This is a genomic window from Pandoraea communis, from assembly GCF_902459745.1.
Classification (GTDB): Bacteria; Pseudomonadota; Gammaproteobacteria; order Burkholderiales; family Burkholderiaceae; genus Pandoraea; species Pandoraea communis.
Map to the genome: position 1 here is coordinate 25,210 of NZ_CABPSJ010000001.1, position 17,874 is coordinate 43,083.

17 protein-coding genes and 1 pseudogene are annotated in these 17,874 nt (G+C 59.6%); 14 read left to right on the plus strand and 4 right to left on the minus strand.

All coding sequences use genetic code 11. The features are described from left to right. Positions 1-164: 164 nt before the first annotated feature. Together PCO31110_RS00130 and PCO31110_RS00135 are read right to left on the minus strand one after the other, a co-directional pair. Positions 165-816: pseudogene (locus PCO31110_RS00130) on the minus strand (transposase); the annotation flags it as partial. Between the two features lie 271 nt (positions 817-1,087). After that, entirely contained in the window at positions 1,088-1,834 is a 747-nt protein-coding gene (locus tag PCO31110_RS00135; RefSeq protein WP_150689342.1) for a GntR family transcriptional regulator, read from the minus strand. Between the two features lie 142 nt (positions 1,835-1,976). Between PCO31110_RS00135 and PCO31110_RS00140 the strand changes: the two genes are divergently transcribed. The 9 genes from PCO31110_RS00140 (at position 1,977) to PCO31110_RS00180 (ending at position 10,184) form a co-directional block, all read left to right on the plus strand. After that, entirely contained in the window at positions 1,977-3,083 is a 1,107-nt protein-coding gene (locus PCO31110_RS00140; RefSeq protein ID WP_150689343.1) for an ABC transporter substrate-binding protein, read from the plus strand. Then, entirely contained in the window at positions 3,080-3,862 is a 783-nt protein-coding gene (locus PCO31110_RS00145) for an ABC transporter permease (RefSeq protein ID WP_036663389.1), read from the plus strand. The genes PCO31110_RS00140 and PCO31110_RS00145 overlap by 4 nt, the downstream gene beginning before the upstream one ends. Then, positions 3,862-5,304, plus strand: coding sequence for a dihydropyrimidinase (gene hydA / locus PCO31110_RS00150; protein ID WP_370855810.1), 1,443 nt, complete (start codon positions 3,862-3,864; stop codon positions 5,302-5,304). The genes PCO31110_RS00145 and hydA overlap by 1 nt, the downstream gene beginning before the upstream one ends. Further along, positions 5,295-6,104, plus strand: coding sequence for an SDR family oxidoreductase (locus PCO31110_RS00155; protein WP_010805782.1), 810 nt, complete (start codon positions 5,295-5,297; stop codon positions 6,102-6,104). The genes hydA and PCO31110_RS00155 overlap by 10 nt, the downstream gene beginning before the upstream one ends. A gap of 10 nt (positions 6,105-6,114) precedes the next feature. Then, the gene (locus PCO31110_RS00160; protein ID WP_010805781.1) at positions 6,115-6,540 is read left to right on the plus strand and encodes a GlcG/HbpS family heme-binding protein; all 426 of its coding nucleotides are present in this window, start codon (positions 6,115-6,117) and stop codon (positions 6,538-6,540) included. A gap of 140 nt (positions 6,541-6,680) precedes the next feature. Continuing rightward, positions 6,681-7,505, plus strand: a complete 825-nt coding sequence (locus PCO31110_RS00165) for an ABC transporter ATP-binding protein (protein WP_370855811.1) — start codon at positions 6,681-6,683, stop codon at positions 7,503-7,505. Positions 7,506-7,588: 83 nt separating this feature from the next. After that, on the plus strand, positions 7,589-8,581 hold the full coding sequence (locus tag PCO31110_RS00170) for a hypothetical protein (protein WP_010805779.1): 993 nt from the start codon (positions 7,589-7,591) through the stop codon (positions 8,579-8,581). Positions 8,582-8,803: 222 nt separating this feature from the next. Then, positions 8,804-9,925: a porin gene (locus PCO31110_RS00175; RefSeq protein WP_051126420.1), complete on the plus strand. Its 1,122-nt coding sequence runs from the start codon at positions 8,804-8,806 to the stop codon at positions 9,923-9,925. Positions 9,926-9,998: 73 nt separating this feature from the next. Beyond that, positions 9,999-10,184 (plus strand): CoA transferase, encoded by a 186-nt coding sequence (locus tag PCO31110_RS00180; RefSeq protein WP_246189682.1) that lies wholly within the window; start codon positions 9,999-10,001, stop codon positions 10,182-10,184. Here PCO31110_RS00180 and PCO31110_RS00185 read toward each other — a convergent pair. Beyond that, a complete protein-coding gene (locus tag PCO31110_RS00185; RefSeq protein ID WP_150689345.1) occupies positions 10,123-11,094 on the minus strand; it encodes a LysR family transcriptional regulator in 972 nt (323 codons plus the stop codon). The genes PCO31110_RS00180 and PCO31110_RS00185 overlap by 62 nt on opposite strands. A gap of 157 nt (positions 11,095-11,251) precedes the next feature. Between PCO31110_RS00185 and PCO31110_RS00190 the strand changes: the two genes are divergently transcribed. The 3 genes from PCO31110_RS00190 to PCO31110_RS00200 are packed head-to-tail and all read left to right on the plus strand — an operon-like array spanning position 11,252 to position 14,219. Then, complete coding sequence (locus PCO31110_RS00190; RefSeq protein ID WP_150689346.1) at positions 11,252-12,094, plus strand: fumarylacetoacetate hydrolase family protein; 843 nt, start codon at positions 11,252-11,254, stop codon at positions 12,092-12,094. 9 nt (positions 12,095-12,103) lie between these two features. After that, positions 12,104-12,856 (plus strand): SDR family oxidoreductase, encoded by a 753-nt coding sequence (locus PCO31110_RS00195; protein WP_150689347.1) that lies wholly within the window; start codon positions 12,104-12,106, stop codon positions 12,854-12,856. Between the two features lie 22 nt (positions 12,857-12,878). Continuing rightward, positions 12,879-14,219 carry an MFS transporter gene (locus PCO31110_RS00200; RefSeq protein WP_370855796.1) on the plus strand — a complete coding sequence of 447 codons (1,341 nt, stop codon included), beginning with the start codon at positions 12,879-12,881 and terminating at the stop codon, positions 14,217-14,219. A gap of 376 nt (positions 14,220-14,595) precedes the next feature. Here the strand turns inward: PCO31110_RS00200 and PCO31110_RS00205 are convergent, their stop codons facing one another. Next, entirely contained in the window at positions 14,596-15,501 is a 906-nt protein-coding gene (locus tag PCO31110_RS00205) for a LysR family transcriptional regulator (protein ID WP_150689348.1), read from the minus strand. A 210-nt stretch (positions 15,502-15,711) separates the two neighbouring features. Here PCO31110_RS00205 and speB point away from each other — a divergent pair, with 210 nt between their 5' ends. Then, positions 15,712-16,686 carry an agmatinase gene (speB, locus tag PCO31110_RS00210; RefSeq protein ID WP_150689349.1) on the plus strand — a complete coding sequence of 325 codons (975 nt, stop codon included), beginning with the start codon at positions 15,712-15,714 and terminating at the stop codon, positions 16,684-16,686. A gap of 58 nt (positions 16,687-16,744) precedes the next feature. Continuing rightward, the gene (gene tauA, locus PCO31110_RS00215) at positions 16,745-17,788 is read left to right on the plus strand and encodes a taurine ABC transporter substrate-binding protein (RefSeq protein ID WP_246189683.1); all 1,044 of its coding nucleotides are present in this window, start codon (positions 16,745-16,747) and stop codon (positions 17,786-17,788) included. The last annotated feature ends 86 nt before the right edge of the window (positions 17,789-17,874 follow it).

Genomic DNA, 17,874 nt, shown 5'->3' on the forward strand with positions numbered 1-17,874 from the left:
GCAAACGCCTTGGATTTTCCCCCGTCGCCACAATCTGCGCCAGTGCTTGATCGATATCCGCGTCGCCGGTCGGATGGGAATTCGGGGTTGTCAGAATTTCCGTGTTCAAGGCGGGTTGAGAGTCACACGGACGGTCGAACGAATCGATCCGCGTAAAGGATAGCGAGTTGTTTCATTGCTGTCTTCCAGTCCTTGGCTGCGCGGTCCCAATCAGCCGCGATGCTGCGTAGCGCCAGATAAACCGCCTTGTTGCGTACAACGGCATCCTCGCGAATCTTCACACGCATCGCGTCGAAGAACACGACCGGGTACATCGGTTCGAGCGGCCGGGACTACCGGGCGGTGACTTCACTCATCACCTCATCGGTGACCGAACTGATGAATTCGGGCGAGACTTCCATGCCGTACTGCTCCAGTACGAAACCCTGAATTTCACGTACGGTCATGCCACGGGCATACATGGCGATGATCTTGTCGTCAAAGCCCGTGAAGCGTCGCTCGTGTTTGGGAATCAACAGCGACTCGAAGCTGCCGTCGCGGTCGCGCGGCACCTCGATGCGGATCGGTCCGTCCTCTGTCAGGACCGTCTTGGCGCCACGGCCGTTGCGCTGGTTCGTCACGCTGGCCGGTTTGGCCTTGCCCGATGGGTAGCCGAGATGGTGGTTCATCTCGCCGCCCAGCGCTCGCTCGATCAACGCTTTCCTGGAGGCCAACGATGCGGCATTGATGGCGTCGCGGGCCGTTGCCGAACTGCTCAAGCAGCTCGGCGGGGATCGTCGGCGGCTCTGCCGGTGGGGGTTTCGGTTTGCGAGGCATAGTCACTCCTTAGCGACATGTTATGCCTTAAACACGAAATTAATGACAGGCCCAAGCGAGGTGGACGAACTGCAGGCTGGTGTTGAGCTTTCGACCAAACGCCCTCTCGCCGAAGCTTGCGGTGCTGCTCGAAAAGATCGCGGGAGGCGCGTCTGGGCCGGCGCCTCGCTGTCGGAGCGGTGGAAGCCAACCAAGTTTGTGCATGAAATCTCCAGCGACAGGTCGCCATGCACTGCTGTGGGGCCTCGAAGCGCTCCCGTTGGCACCGGCGTCACTTCTTCGGCTGCTCGGACGGCAAGCCGAAAATTGTGCGCAAATCTGCCTTTGAGCCAATTTTGACGCTCAAATCCAGGCTGGCTTCCAGGTCGTCCAGATGCTGGCGCATGGTGTCGATGGCACGCTTCGTGCGACGGGCCCTGAGGTGTCCGATCAGCTTGCCGTGATCGTCATGCCAGCAACTCATGCCGCTGGCGTTGTCGTACAGGCTCGTGACCAGCGACGTGCGCGCGACCAATTGCTTGACCAGGTCCGCGAGGATCGCGTTGCCGGCGATATCGGCCAGCAACAGGTGAAAGCGGCCCGACTCCTTGATCGCCTCGCGCATCCGCCCCGCACGGCGCAATGCGTCCTCGTCGGCAATGGATTTTTCCAGAACCTTGAAGTCGGCGCCAGAGGCTCGAGTGGCCGCCAGTTCGACGATGCCGGCCTCGATTGATTTGCGCGCTCCGAAGATGGCGCGCGCCTCCTGCGCGTCTGGCGACGCCACGAAAGCCCCTCGGTTCTGAATCGGCACCACGAGCCCCTCACACTCGAGTCGCGTAAACAAGTGCCCCATCTCCCGACGTGATACATCGAACAGCTTGCTCATTGCCAACTCATTTAGCCGGGTGCCGGGAAGCAAGCGCTGGTCGACGATCGCATCGATAAAAGTCCGATACAACGATTTGGCATCCGTTGCGCCTGGCGTCAATTTGTCCTGCGCATTTTCAATCGATTTCCCCGTACCTTTTCGTGCCATTTCCGTCTCTTTGATTAGCCGCTGCAATTGTGCGCAATTTTAATAAAAAATTGACCCAAAAAAAATATCAAAATAGCGAGCAACAATTGGCACATTAATTGCGTTGCTGGGGCTGTCAGCCGATATCCAAAGGAGAGCCCGCATGCGCACCATCCTGAAACACGGAAAAAACCACTACCTCAATCGGGGTCTGCACCCGCGTCGAATCGACGTACTCCCATCTTTGATTTCCAAGGTAATCGCTGCAATCTTCACAGCGATGCTTATTTACTTCGGATTGCTAGGTCAGGCGGCCGGGCAACCCGCCACCACAGTCAAGCTATCGCTCAACGCTCCCTTCGACGGTAGCAACGCGGCCTTCTTTTTGGCCCAGGAAAAAGGCTACTTTGCGGCAGAGGGACTTACCGTCGTCATGGACCCGTCGGGTGGATCGGGGGAGGCCGTGACGCGCATCGGGTCCGGTGCCTACGATTTCGGCTTCGCGGACGTCAACGTCCTGCTCGATTTCGCCGCGCGCAACCCGGCCAGCGCCGGCAAGGCGGTCTACATGCTGTACTACCGCTCGCCGTTGGCGATCGCGAGCTTCGCCAAGACCGGGGTCAACAAGCCCGGCGATCTCGCAGGCAAGAAGATTGGTGGCGCGCTGACGGACGGCGCCTACAAGTTGTTTCCCGCCTACGCCCAGGTAACGGGCGTGCCCGTGGGCTCGGTCAAATGGGAGTACGGCGACCTGCGCCTGCGCGAAGCCATGCTGCTCAAGGGTGATGTCGATGCGATCCTCGGCTTCGACTCGACCATGTATTTCAATCTCACCCGACAAGGCATCAAGCCCACCGATATCAAGCTGCTCTACTACTCGGACGCCGGCCTCGACCTTTACGGCAACGCCATTCTTGCGTCGAAAAAGATGCTGGATACACAACCGGATGTCGTCAGGCATTTCGTTGCAGCATCGGCCAAGGGCTGGCGCGACGCCATCGCCGATCCGGCCGCCGCCATTGCCGCGCTCAAGAAATATGCGCCGATGACTGACGAGACTCTCGAACTGGCCAAGTTGCGCTGGATCATCTCCCACCAGATGGAAACCGCCGAGTCGAAGGCCGACGGCCTGGGCGGTGTGCGCGCACCACGCTTTCAGAAGTCGGTCGTCTTGCTGACCAAGGCGTTCGAGCTGCCCGCGGAAGTGCCACCTGGCAACGTCTTCACCGACACGTTCCTGCCTGCCGCCGCTGTGCGCCGTCTGCCATGAACGCCCGTGCTCGCATGCTCGAAGGCGCCATGCCGTGGTGTTTCGTAACCGGCATCCTGGTTATCTGGGAAATCACCTGCCGCCTGTTCTCGATCCCGACATTTCTGCTGCCCAGTCCGTCGGCCGTGGCCGCATCGATCGCCAAATGGTCGGGGCCGATCCTGGAAAACGCAGGCTTCACCCTGCTCTCCACGCTGATCGGCTTCGCTCTGGCGGTGGCCGCCGGGCTCGTCATCGGGGTGGCCATCGGCTCGTCGCGTCTGATCTACCGCGGTCTTTTTCCGGTACTGGTAGCGTTCAATAGCGTGCCCAAGGTAGCCGTCGTGCCGGTCTTCGTGATCTGGTTTGGCGCGGGCACGATTCCGGCTGTGCTCACGGCGTTCATGGTGTCGTTCTTTCCGATCGCCGTGAACATGGCCACCGGCCTCGCCACCGTCGAACCGGAGCTGCTCGACGTGCTGCGTGCGCTGGGCGCGACGCGACGCGACATTCTTGCGAAGGTGGGCATGCCTCGATCGATGCCGTACTTCTTTGCATCGCTCAAGGTGGCCATCACGCTCGCTTTCGTCGGCACGATCATCTCCGAGACGGTCGCGTCCCGCCATGGCATCGGCTTCCTCATGATGTCGGCCACATCGAACTTCGACACGCCGCTTGTCTTCGGCGGTCTGGCTGTCACTTCCGTCATGGGTGTGGTGCTCTACGCCCTGTTTGCGCTGATCGAACGGCGCACCACCTTCTGGTCGCAGCGAGACGGCGGCCTGCTCTCGGCCACATGATGTCAGCACACTCCATCGACTTGTTCGATACCGTCATCCATGGCGGCACGGTCGCCACGGCCAGCGACACCGCGCTTTGCGACGTCGGCATCCGGAACGGCAAGATCGCCGCGCTAGGCCAGGACCTGCGGGGACGACAAATGCTCGATGCCCGTGACCGGCTTGTTCTGCCCGGAGGTATCGACGCCCATTGCCATCTGGATCAGCCGCGTGCGCAGGGTCTGGCGTCCGGCGGCGCACTGATGGCGGACGACTTTCACTCCGGCAGCCTGTCGGCCGCATTTGGCGGCAATACGACGATCATCCCCTTCGCCGTCCAGCATCGCGGACAATCGCTCGTGGCCGCAGTGGCCGATTATCACCAACGCGCCAATGCCCGGGCGTTCATCGACTACGGGTTCCACCTGATCGTCTCCGACCCGCGCCCGGAAGTCCTCTCCGACGAGCTTCCGATGTTGATCGCTCGCGGGCACGCGTCAGTCAAGGTCTATATGACCTATGAAGCGATGCGCCTGTCGGACCGGCAGATTCTCGACGTTCTCGACTGCAATCGACGGGCCGGGGCCCTGACGATGATTCACGCGGAGAACTACGAATGCATTTCGTGGCTCACCGATCGTCTGGAAGCGGAGGGAAAGCTCGCTCCGAAATTCCATGAAGACTCGCGCCCCATGGCCATCGAACGCGAAGCGACCCATCGGGCCATCACACTCTCCGAAGTCGCGCAGGCCGAGATGCTCATCGTCCATGTTTCCGGGCGAGAGGCCATCGAAGAAATCCGGCGTGCACGCGCGAGAGGCATCCGGATCTACGCCGAGACGTGTCCTCAATACCTGTTCCTGAGTACGGACGACCTCGATCAGCCCGACTTTCGCGGCGCGATGTGCATGTGCAGCCCTCCGCCGCGCGACCCCGTCAATCAGACGCATGTCTGGCAGGGAATCGAGGACGGTTTATTCGACATTTTTTCGTCGGACCACGCGCCGTATCGCTTCGATCCGTCGGGCAAGCTGATGTACGGACCGAAAGTCTCGTTCCGGCGAGTCGCTAACGGCATTCCGGGCCTGGAAACGCGCGGGCCACTGCTTTTCTCGGAAGGCGTGATGACCGGCCGCATCGACCTGAATCGCTTCGTCGCGCTCAACTCGACCAATTCCGCGAAGTTGTACGGCCTGCACCCCCGCAAGGGCACGATCGCCGTGGGTTCGGATGCCGATATCGCCATCTGGGACCCGGCGCGGCGCGTGACGATTACCAACGACATGCTGCATCACAACGTCGACTACACCCCTTACGAAGGTCGCGAGATTTGCGGCTGGCCGGTCACTGTCATCTCGCGCGGCGAAGTCGTCGTGCACGAGGGCGAGCTGCTCGGCCACGCAGGCCACGGTCACTTCCTCGAACGCTATCGTCCCGCGAAAGGAGCTGCATCATGGAACTAGGCATTATCGGCAAACGTGCCCTCGTACTCGGCGGCAACCGAGGCATCGGCCTCGGTATTGCGCGCGCACTCGTGGCGGAAGGCGCGAGCGTCGTCGTCACCGGACGCGATGCTACGCGACTGGGCGAGGCCGTTGACGAACTGAGGGCGATTGCATTCGACCGTGGCGGCAACAGCCAGCAACGCGTTGAAGGCCGCACCGTCGACCTCACGCGCGTCTCAACACTACCCGCCTTCGCGGCTGAGATCGTCGAGACGTTCGGCGACATCGACATCCTCGTCAACAACACGGGCGGCCCGGGATACGGCGGTGCCTCGGGGCGCAGCGCCAGCGATTGGAACGACAGCTTCCAGGAGATGGTGCTCTCGGTGATCACCGTGACGGACGCCCTCCTCCCCGCCATGCGAAAACGCGGCTGGGGACGGGTCATGACGGTTGTCTCGAGTGGTGTCGTGCAACCGATTCCGATCCTCGGTATTTCGAACGCGTTGCGCAATGCGCTCGTGACCTGGTCGAAGACGTTGTCGCAGGAAGTGGCACGCGAGGGCGTCACCGTCAACGTACTGGTGCCGGGTCGCATCGATACGGAGCGGGTGCGACTGACGGATGCGGCCGTGGCCGACAAGGAGAGGATCACGGCGGAGGAAGCCCGGGCCCGTTCCACCGCGACGATACCCATGGGACGGTACGGTACGACGGCCGAATTTGGGGCATTGGCAGCGTTTGTAGCAAGCGAGCCGGCCAGCTATATCACGGGCAGCCTGATGCGCTGTGACGGCGGCAATATCCGCTCTGTTTGAGGACCAGATCATGTCGAATTTCGTTGAGCGACTCAAGCTCACCCACGCCGGCGCCCAAGCGATCGTTACCGCCGCAGTCGCGCATGCACAGGCCATGGGGCAACCGCAGTGCATCGCCGTGGTGGACGATGGGTGCCGTCTGATGGCGTTCCTGCGCATGGATGGCGCGAAGGTGCTTTCGGAGCAGTCGGCCATCCGCAAGGCGATGACCGCTGCCTCGAACCGGGCACCGACCGGCAACGCGACACCAGGACTGGACATCAAGCTTGCGCTTGCGACCGACGGCTGTGTGACTCATCTGCTCGGTGGCTTGCCAATCGTGGTGTTCGGCCATGTCATTGGCGGCATCGGCGTGGGCTCAGGTACGGGCGAGCAGGACGTCGAGGTCGCAAAACACGCCCTGAAGTGCCTTGACGGCACGCCGTCGTTTGAATGAAGGAGTCCCCATCGATCATGAATACGCTGAAAAACGCCGTCCCGCTGGATCGAGTCGCCTCGCCGGCGCTTGCCGAAGCGCCTGAACATGAGCATTTCATCGACTTTCGCAACGTATGGCTGGCCTACGACGAGCGCCTGATGCGCCAGCGAAAATTCGCCGTCGAAGGCATCGATCTGAAGATCGCACGGGGCGAATTCGTCGCTATCGTTGGGCCTTCGGGTTGCGGCAAGTCCACGTTCATGAAGCTCGCCACCGGCTTGCGCTCGCCGTCGTTGGGCGAGATCCATATCGACGGCCGCCGACTCGACGGTCCGCTAAAAATTTCGGGCATGGCATTTCAGTCGCCGTCGTTGCTGCCGTGGCGCACGACGCTCGAAAACGTTTTGCTACCGCTTGAGATCGTGGCGCCATATCGCCATGACTTTCGCAAACGCCGCGACGAATACGCTGCGCGCGCGCAGCGATTGCTGGCCGACGTGGGGCTTGCCGGCTACGAGGACAAATATCCGTGGCAGCTATCGGGAGGTATGCAGCAGCGCGTCAGTATCTGCCGTGCGCTGATTCACGAACCGTCGTTGCTGCTGCTCGACGAGCCCTTCGGTGCGCTCGACGCATTCACGCGTGAGGAGCTGTGGTGCATCCTGCGCGACCTATGGCAGAAGCGGCGCTTCAACGTGATTCTGGTGACGCACGATCTTCGCGAGTCGGTGTTTCTGGCCGACACCGTCTACGTCATGAGCGCCAGCCCTGGGCGCTTCCTGCTACGCCAGCAGGTCGACTTGCCGCGCCCACGCCCGATCGATGTGACCTACACGTCTGACTTCGCCCAGATCGTGATGACGCTGCGCGGTCATATCGGGCACGCCCGTGCGACATCCGCAACCGTCGACGAGCCGCCGTCTGCGCGACACGTCGACGCTATTCCTTCGCTGATAGGAGACACACGCCACCTTCCGACCTGAACGCTTCACTACACAGCGGCATCCCGGGCACCCCGCGTCGACGGCGTAGCCCTCACATTACCGATAGAAAAAGGAAATAAGAAATGGCACTTGATCCGGCAAATGGCTACCCGACGACCGATCCGGCGATTGGCGCCTGGGCAGGCGACCTCAAGCAGCAATCCATGCAGTTCGTGCTCGATATCGATACGGCTATGCGTGCAAATTACGCGACCAACATCGAGATCATCGGACAACGAATCTTCCCGATGATGTACGTGGAATCGACCTTCGACGGCGGCCGCTACACGCTTCTCGTTGACGAGGACACGCGTTACGTGAAGCAGAACGTCGGCCCGGTGTATGACATCTGTAAAGCGATCGCACATATCCCGCTGGGTATCTATTCGATCATCGGCGGTTATATCGACGATCCCCGCCAAGGGCAGTGGATCCCGGCATTGACCAGCTATTTGGAGCAGGTGATGCTTGTTCGCAGCAACTATTTCGAGCTCGACATTGCGGGTACCGAAGCAGAGGAGGCGGGAATCACGATCGTTTTGTACATGTCGGACTGGATGAAAAAGGTGATTCAGCAGAAGACATTTACCCTGGACGATTACCTCAAGTATTGCCGATTTGTTACCGGGTCAATCGTCGTGTGCCAACAATTTGCGGCAAAGATCCAGGTCGACGAGATGACCGCCACACTCAAAGCGTGGAAAGCCGAAATCGGTGAAGCTCAGTGGAAAAAGCTCTATGTGGTGATCTCCGCGCTGTGGACCTTGTCGCAGGAAAACGCCCACGAAATGATCATTAAGTCGACCATGAGTCCGGACCAGCAGGAAACGAACGTCATCGTCTCAGAAGCGCCGCAGACATTGCAGGACGCACAAACGCTGCTCGGCCGCATTCTAGGCGATCGCGTGATGGCGGGATACGTGTTCAACAATAAGGGAACGCTCGACGAGAAGGAAAATATCTACTCTTTGTCGACAAAGCGCGACCTCCTGTCGCAGGCCGTGGAGCAGGTGTTAGCCAGCGAAGGCGCGGCCAAGGCAAGCGTCGCCATCGCGTGTCCGCACATGGTGGGCTGACCCTGCGGCAGTCCATGCCCGACACGCGACGGCGCTCGGGCACCCCCTAGCGGCACGGCGTCTGATCGCGAGCAGACGCCTCTGCCCCCCCCTTCAGGCACTGAACTATCCACGTCGGTTGGAGGGAAACGCACGTCCGAACGACGACTGATCACGACCGCAACGGCGCCTTCCGAGGCAAGCCCGCGCCAACGCGACAATGCAATGACGGGAAACGAGAACATGAAACTACGACCACTAGTCCTGTGGGCGGGATTACTCGCCGCAGGTGCAGCCCATGCGCAGTCTGGCGTCACGATATACGGGATTCTTGACGAGTATGTCGGCTACATCCGCAGCGGCACCGGCACCAACGTGACTTCGATCAATGACGGCGGCTTGTTTAAGAGTCGCTTCGGCTTCAAGGGTATCGAGGATCTCGGCGGTGGTTACAAGACCACATTCCAGTTGGAAAGCGGATTCAACGGCAACAACGGTGCGTCGACACAAAGCAACCGAATCTTCGATCGGCAGGCCTGGGTCGGCATGCAGACACCGGCGGGAGAATTTCGCGTCGGCCGGCAAGCCACGGCCATCTTCTTCACTGGTCTGATGAATGACTACACAGGCCGAACGACGTATGGGTCGGTGATGAACGACATCGGCAACCCGACGCAGTACGACAACGATATCTCGTGGCGCTCCCCTCGCTTGTCGGACCTTCAACTGGAGCTGCATTACGCAGTCCCCGGGATTGCTGGCGGGTCGGCAGCGCGCGGTATCTACCAGGCGGCGCTGGATTACAGCCATGGGCCGTGGCGTGGCGGCTATGCAGGCCTCGTCGCGCTGCCCGACGAGAAAACCGCGATCTACCGCAATGCGATTCAGTATCACAACGTGTACCTGAACTACAACTATGGTTCGGGCACGATCTATTTAGGCTACGTGCGTACCAACAACGTCACGTCCAGCGCCAACGGTAATACCGCAACCACAATCCTGAGCAATATCAGCAATCCGAACAATTCGTTCGCAGGCACCGACCCGAACGTGAAGCGTTTCTACAATATCTATCAGATATCGGTCGACTACGTGATTTCGGCCGCGTGGCGGGTCGGGGCGCTGTACGGCGAGTTGCGCGACACCTCCGGCGGAAGCGCGGGGGCGCGTGGCGGCAGCGTAGGGGCGTTCTACTCGTTATCGGTCCGGACTCAGATTTATAGCGTGGCTAGCTATCTCAAGAATGACAAGAACGCGGGCTTTCGTTTCAGTGGCTCAGGCGCCCCCAGCGGTAACCTGGCCGGAAGCGATGTCAACGGCAAGTCGCAACTCGGCTTGCAGTTGGGCGTTTTGACCAAGTTCTAGCCTACATAAAACCAATCACGCGGAGCTCGCCACGGTCCACTCCCGTAAAAGGCGATCGGAATGGCTCGATCAATTGGAAGCGGTAGGCGTGCCGTGCGGGCCCGTCAATAACCTTGAGGGGGTGTACAACGAACCTCACATGAAAGCGCGAGGGGCCGCGATGGACATTCCCTGCAAACGGGCACTGGGCGGGAGCGTCAAGCTGCTGGAAACACCGTCACCTGTGCCCGTCCCTCCCCGCCCTTGGCCGAATTCGTAAGCTCGTCGATGAGCAACCGTGCTGCAGCGCTCAATGAAGTGCCCCGTCTCGTGACGATTCCATAGGGCTCCGTGCGCGACTGGACATCGATGTCCAGTCGAATCGACAGTCCATGCTCGATCAGAAAGTCGGACATGTCGCGCGGCATGAGGGTCACCAAATTGGGGTCTGTTTGCAGGAGTAACATCGTGGCCGTCATCGATGCTGTCTCAATCGGGTGCGCGGGAAACGGGAGCCCCGCCTCCTTGAACTCTCGCTCGAGGAGACTGCGCAGCGGCATGACGCTTGGATAGACGATCCACCCACAGTCAGCAAGATCGGTGAGCGCGAGGCTTGGCGTGCGGGCCAGTGGATGCGTGGGACCCGCGATTATCGCCAGCGGTTCGTCGCGCAAGGGGATATAGACAAAATTCTCCGGCTGGCGCGCGACACTCAACCGGCAAAGTGCTAACTCGAGCCTTCCGCTTTCTACCAGCGCCAAAAGACGGACACTGGTGTCTTCCGTGATTTCCGTTCTGAGCGACGGTTGCTTCCGGCGAAGTCGCATCACTGCATCGACCAGCACGCCAGATACGGCGCCCATGATGGCTCCCACCGCGAGCCGCCCGCCAATACCGGTAAGCACGCCTTCCATCTCTTCGACAAGGTGGGTCACATCGGTCTGTATCAACTTGGCATAACGAATGACACATCGGCCCAGCTCGTTCGGCACCATGCCCTGAGACGTCCTGACGAAAAGCTCATTGCCGAAGGTGGACTCGATCTCCCGCAACGCCTTGGTCGCCCCAGGTTGCGTCAAAGCCAGTTCGTCGGCAGCTCGATGGAGCGATCCGAAATCGTCTATCGCCACAAGTAACCTCAGTTGCTTGAGCTTGAGGCGAGTGGAAAGCACGTCGGGACTTGGAAGCATGTCGTTGTCTCTAGGGGAAAGACCCGATGAGGGAAAGTTATCGCCTGCTCGCAATCTATCATTATTCAAAACATCTGCACTCTTCTACATTTCGGATCACGCCTCGCCGGCAAGGTAGTGCCGGCAGAACGAGAAAAATGCATAGGAGAGAGTTGAAATGAAGTTGCTCAGATTTGGCGAGCGTGGTCAGGAGAAGCCCGGTGTACTCGACGCACAAGGGGACATTCGCGATTTGTCTTCCATCGTTAGCGATATCGGAGGAGAGGCATTGCTGCCGGAGGGGCTTGAACGGTTAAGAGGTATGGATCTGTCGGCGCTTCCGCGAGTGGACCAAGCGACCCGCCTTGGCCCCTGCGTTGGCGGTATCGGGAAGTTCATTTGTATCGGGTTGAACTACGTAGACCACGCGGAAGAATCCGGAATGCCCATTCCGTCCGAACCCGTCGTGTTCAACAAGTGGCTTTCTGCGGTTTGCGGCCCCAACGACGACGTGATCATTCCGCGCGGTTCGAAGCGGACCGACTGGGAAGTCGAACTGGGTGTGGTGATCGGGAAGGCAGGGAGCTACATCGACGAAGCGCACGCCCTCAGTCACGTCGCGGGTTATTGCCTGATCAACGATGTGTCGGAGCGGGAGTACCAACTGGAGCGGGGTGGCACATGGGACAAGGGCAAAGGTTGCGATACGTTCGGACCGCTCGGCCCTTGGCTTGTCACTTCCGATGAGGTTCCCGACCCTCAAAAGCTGGAGATGTGGCTGGACGTCGACGGGACCCGCTACCAGTCTGGCAATACCAGCCGGATGATTTTCTCTGTCGCGCAGATCGTTTCCTATCTGAGCCGGTTCATGAGCCTTCATCCTGGCGACGTCATCTCGACGGGAACGCCTCCGGGGGTGGGTATGGGACAGAAGCCCCCCGTCTATCTGCGTGCAGGTCAGGTGATGAGCCTCGGTATCGAAGGCCTCGGTCAACAGCGCCAACATCTCGTGCAGGGTTGAGGGGCTTCGATGAACCAATACGACTATTTGGGGCGATCCGCCGTTGTCACCGGTGGCGCGCACGGTATCGGATTTGCCGTGGCAGAACGACTGCTGACCAGTGGCGCACGCGTGACGCTGTGGGATCGGGACGAAGCCGCGCTTGCCGCTGCGCGCGCCGAGCTTGGACGCTTCGGCGAGGTCAGTACCGTTACGGTGGATGTCACAAATTCGCAGGCGGTGAGCGAGGCTGTAACCGTAACGATTGGCGCCTTTGGCAAAATCGACGCATTGGTGCACAGCGCTGGCATTGCCGGTCCCAATGCGCCGCTGGCTGAGTACCCGGATGACGAATGGCGGCGTGTTATCGACGTGGACCTGGACGCAACCTTCCATGTCAACAAAGCCGTGATTCGGACCATGATCGAGCGAGGTTACGGCCGCGTTGTCAACGTCGCATCGATTGCAGGAAAGGAGGGCAATCCGAACGCGTCTGCCTATAGCGCCGCAAAGGCGGGGGTCATTGCGTTGACGAAGAGCTTGGGCAAAGAGACGGCGAAGCTCAACGTGTCGGTCAACTGCGTAACACCCGCCGCCGCGCGCACGCGCATCTTCGAGCAAATGGCGGCGGAGCACATCGACTACATGCTCTCGAAAATCCCGCGTGGCCGTTTTGTCGAGGTGAGCGAAATTGCGTCGCTGATTGCCTGGCTGGCCTCAGACGAAAACTCGTTCACTACCGGCGCCGTATTCGATCTTTCCGGTGGCCGGGCAACTTACTAAAACGCAAAAAAAATAATCAACAATGGAGACAACAATGGAGACTGCTCGCCCTATTGGGCCGCTGGATGTCGACGCAGACGTGGACGCGCAAAATGCTACGCGAAAAGTGTTCTGGCGATTTATCCCGCTGTTCGTGATGTGCTTTGTCTGTTCCTATCTCGATCGGATCAATATTAGCTTCGCAAAGCTTCAGATGCAGAGCGAGCTTGGTTTGAGTGATGCAATCTACGGTACCGGGGCAAGCGTCTTCTTCATAGGCTACTTTCTGCTCGAGGTTCCGAGCAACATCATCCTGCACCGCGTGGGGGCCAGAAAGTGGATCGCACGCATCATGGTGACGTGGGGGATTGCGTCGGCAGCCATGATGTTTGTGCGCGACGAGACATGGTTCTACGTACTTCGATTTGCTATCGGTGCGCTGGAAGCCGGGTTCGTTCCGGGGGTCCTCTATTTCTTTACAACATGGTTCCCCTCGGAGCGACGCGGTCGATGCAATTCGATTTTCATGGCGTCGATTCCGCTTTGCGGCATTATCGGCGGCCCTATCTCAGGGGCGATTCTCAAATACTTCGACGGCATGCACGGGCTGGCGGGGTGGCAATGGCTGTTTCTTCTGGAGGGCATTCCGTCGATCTTACTCGGGGTCGTCGTTTTCTTTTTCGTCGACGACTCCATCAGTTCGGCACGTTGGTTGACCGCACAGGAGAAGCGGGTGCTTCAGACGCAGATTGCCAATGACCCCAAGGCTCGGGAAGTCCATTCGCTGGGGGCGTCGCTGCGAGATCCCGTCACGATCATGCTGGCGTTCATCTACGTGTTTCTTGCGATGGGCATCTATGGCCTGGTTTTCTGGATGCCGCAGTTGATCAAGAGCGCAGGAACATCGGATGCATTACAAATTGGCATCATTTCCATGCTTCCATATGCAGTGGCTGGCGTTGTAATGGTTCTCGCCGGCAGGAGTTCGGACCGGACGGGTGAGCGCAGGTGGCACCTCGGAATGAGCGCGCTTGCCGGGGCAGTGGGATATCTGGTTTGCGGGCTGTTTCCGTCCAACACGCTGATACTTGTGATTGGCCTGACTGTTGCAGCGACCGGGATCATCACGTCGCTGGGGCTGTTCTGGATTCTGCCTTCCCGATTTCTCACTGGTATTGCCGCGGCAGGAGGCATTGCTCTGATCAACGGATTTGGCCAACTTGGGGGAATCATCAGCCCGTACATGGTCGGCAAAGTCACGACGGTGTCAGGGAGCCCCGCCCTTGGTCTGTACGCAATTGCCGGCGCGTGCCTTGTTGCGACGTTGCTAATACTCTGGGGTGTGCCTCGCCATCTGTACCTGAAGGAGCGGGGTCAAATCTGAGATGCGCGGTGGCGTATATGGCTGCCGCAAGGTCACGGCAGATCGTTGCGATCTTGTGTCGTCGCCACCTCCAATTGCCTTTGGCACGATCTTAATCAGCTCAGTTCGAGCGGGACGGGTTCGATGTTGCGATTCGGGTGGGGATCCCGCCGGCGCAAAGGGGCGCCCCGCGTTGATCCGGTCATGACGGTCGAGTGGAAAGGGGCAGCAAGGGCCGGCGAGCGTGATCTGCGCTTCGGACACTTTTTCATGTCGGTACGCGCAGACGAACCCGCGATCGCCGCATTCCGGGAGTGGATTGCCGCGGAAAGAGCGGCGGTGGCCACCGGGCAGAAGTTGAGGGGAGGTTGAATTCAAGGGCGCATCAACCGCCCATTCAATTGCCGCCAACACTGGAGCGAAGTGTTTCAGCGAATGCTTGCGCCGGTGTGGGCATCTCCCTGCCCTTTCGCGTAATCAGTTGAAACTCGGCATGGTGCGTGAGGCGCTCCGGACAGATTGACCGCATCGTGCCCTGCGACACCCAAAGCCCGGCATAGTGCGAAGGCAAGTAGCCGATGAATCGCCCCGACAGAATCAGCATTGCGACGGCTTCCATGTGAAAGACCGTCGCCGTATGTTTGAAGCTCGCGATACTTCCGGACTCCTTTGTTTCACGCAAATATCCGCGTGCAACATAGTCGAAACTTGCCAAGGTCTCTACATCGATATCATCTGGCGACGCATCGAATAGCGGATGCCCCGATCCGCAATAGAGCTGCAACTCCTCGCGATAAAGCGGCTCATAATTCAGCCCCGGCTGGGCGTTGCGAACAGGGCCGATGCCCAGGTGCAGTTTCCCCTGCGACACCCCATCCTCGATCTCGGAGGGGGATTTGATTTCCAGCCTTATCTCCAGATCACGACTCTGACGCTTCAGCACATCGATCGCGCGGGCGACTTGCGACTGCGTGTCGGTAATCGTGTTGTCGACGATACCAATCAGCAATTCCCCGCTGATCTGACGATGTAGCGCCCCCACATCCATCCGAAAGGCCTCGACCGAATCGAGCAACCGCTGCGCTGACAGGTAAAACGCGCGACCCTCATCGGTCAGCCGAAAGCCGCGACGCCCGCGGTCGCACAACCGAATTCCCAGACGCGCTTCCAGATCCGCCATGTGCGTGCTGATCGTCGACAGATTCATATTCAGCGCAGCCTCTGCAGCCGAGAATCCACCGCAATCCGACACCGTTTTGAATATGCGTAGCAAACGCAGGTCGAAGTCCGTGACTTTGATCATGACAAGGTAACCGTGAATACCGCGGGTTGCATTGCGCCGCAACGCCTTGCCGCGCAGATTGTTTGGAAAGTGCCGAAGTTCAGTTTGATTGTTCGGGATTCCATGAGCACTGTGGAACGGGACACACTCGCTTCACGCCGCCAATTGCGTCGTGTGGCGGTGGGAGTCAGCTAGCCCTGCAAATTCACGACGCGTTCCCGGGAATTGTCCATGAGAGAAAATAAATTTGCACCCATCACCGGAACCGTCATGCCCCGCTTCTCGGGGCTCGCAACCCTCATGAGGCTGCCCTATCTCAGCCTGGCGGATGAGACTATCGGTGAAGTGGACATCGGCCTGATCGGGGTGCCATGGGACGGCGGCACCACGAATCGACCGGGTGCGCGTCACGGCCCGCGTCAGGTGCGCGATCTTTCCACGATGGTGCGCAACGTCAACAGAGCCAGTGGCATTAACCCGTTTTCGTTATGCAACTGCGCCGATCTTGGCGATACCCCTGTGAATCCGGTCGATCTGATGGACTCGCTGGCGCGCATCGCTTCGTTTTATGACGAGGTCTGCAACGCGGGCATTACGCCTCTGTCGGTCGGTGGGGATCATTTGGTGACGCTCCCGATTTTGCGGGCCATCGCCAGGGATCGTCCTGTCGGCATGGTGCACTTCGATGCACACACGGATACCTGGAACCGGTATTTCGGTGATAACCCTTACACACACGGCACCCCATTTCGACGTGCCATCGAAGAAGGCTTGCTCGACCCGAAGCGCACGGTACAAATCGGCATTCGGGGCGCTTTATATAACGATAGCGAAAACGATTGGGGAGAGCGCCAGGGCATTCGCGTCATCGACATTGAGGAATGCCGTGCGTTGGGAAGCGAGGCAGTCATTGCCGAAGCGCGGCGGGTGGTTGGCGATGGCCCTACTTATGTGACATTCGATGTCGATGCGCTTGACCCGGTCTATGCGCCCGGCACAGGAACACCGGAGATTGGCGGACTGACGACCCTCGAAGCGCAGCGCATGATTCGGGGTCTGCAGGGACTGAATCTGGTAGGCGGTGACGTTGTGGAAGTCTCACCGCCGTTCGACACAAGTGGCAATACCGCACTGGTGGGTGCAACACTCATGTTCGAGATTCTTTGTGTGCTGGCAGATAGCCTTCGGCGCCGGAAACCGCGTTGACTGCGGCAACCTGAATACCGTGGGGGCGAGACCTGACCGCTCCTCGTGAACAGTTACTTTGGAGAAACGGATGAATCAAATCGGGAGAATCGCCAGGTCACTCATATGTGGTCTGGGCCTTGTAGCCGGCAGCCTGCTTACGCCGCTTCACGCAGCCGAAAGAGTTGTCAACATCGCGTACCAAACCACGTACAGCCCCTGGATTGCGGCGATGGTCACCGGTGCGTTCGAAAAGACGACCGGTTATCGAATCAATTGGAAGAAATTCGATTCCGGTGCTGCGGTCATGAGCGCGATGGCGTCGGGCAGCATCGACATCGGCGTACTCGGATCGAGCCCGATCGCAGCGGCAGCCAGCCGGGGGATGGACATTCAATTGTTCTGGATTCTTGAGGACATCGCCAATGCCGAAGCACTCATGGTGCGCAACGCAGCGAATATCAATTCGCCACAGGATTTGAAAGGCAAAACGATCGCTGTGCCCGTCGCGAGTACGAGCCATTATCAACTAATGTACATGCTCGGCAAATGGGGCATCACCTCCCAGGTGAAGCTGGTCAACATGACACCTACACAGGCTGCGGCAGCGTGGGAGCGAGGCGACGTCGATGGCGCGTTCATTTGGGGACCCGCGCTGGGGCGAATAAGGCCGACGGGGAAACCGTTGATCACGGCTGGGCAAATCTGCGAACAAGGACGATGCACGTTTGAGGGCATGGCAGTTACCCGATCCTTCGGATCGGCCAATCCGGAGTTCATGACCAAGTTCATCGAAGTCCTCGACTCGACCAATCGCGACTTCGTCGCGCACCCGCAAGCGTGGGCTGTCGGTTCGGCCAATCTCGCGGCTGTGATCAAGGGACTCGGGGGCAAAGCCGAAGACGCGGCAGAAGAAATGGCCCTTTACAAATACCCGACGCTGGAAGCTCAGGTGTCATGCCAATGGCTAGGCTGTGGCGCGAAGAGCGGCGCTGCGCAGACGCTCATGTCAACCGCAGAATTCCTTTTGCAGCAAAAGAAGATCGACGCGGTCAAGCCGGACTATGGCGACGCCGTTGCCGCCGGCTATGCGGAAGCCGCAAGGAAGACGACGCGGAAGTGACGAACCTGCGTGCCGAGATCCGGCACGCAGATCAAGTCCATCCTGGGTGAGGGCAGCTTCCGGCGCCCTCACCGGCGGACTTCGCC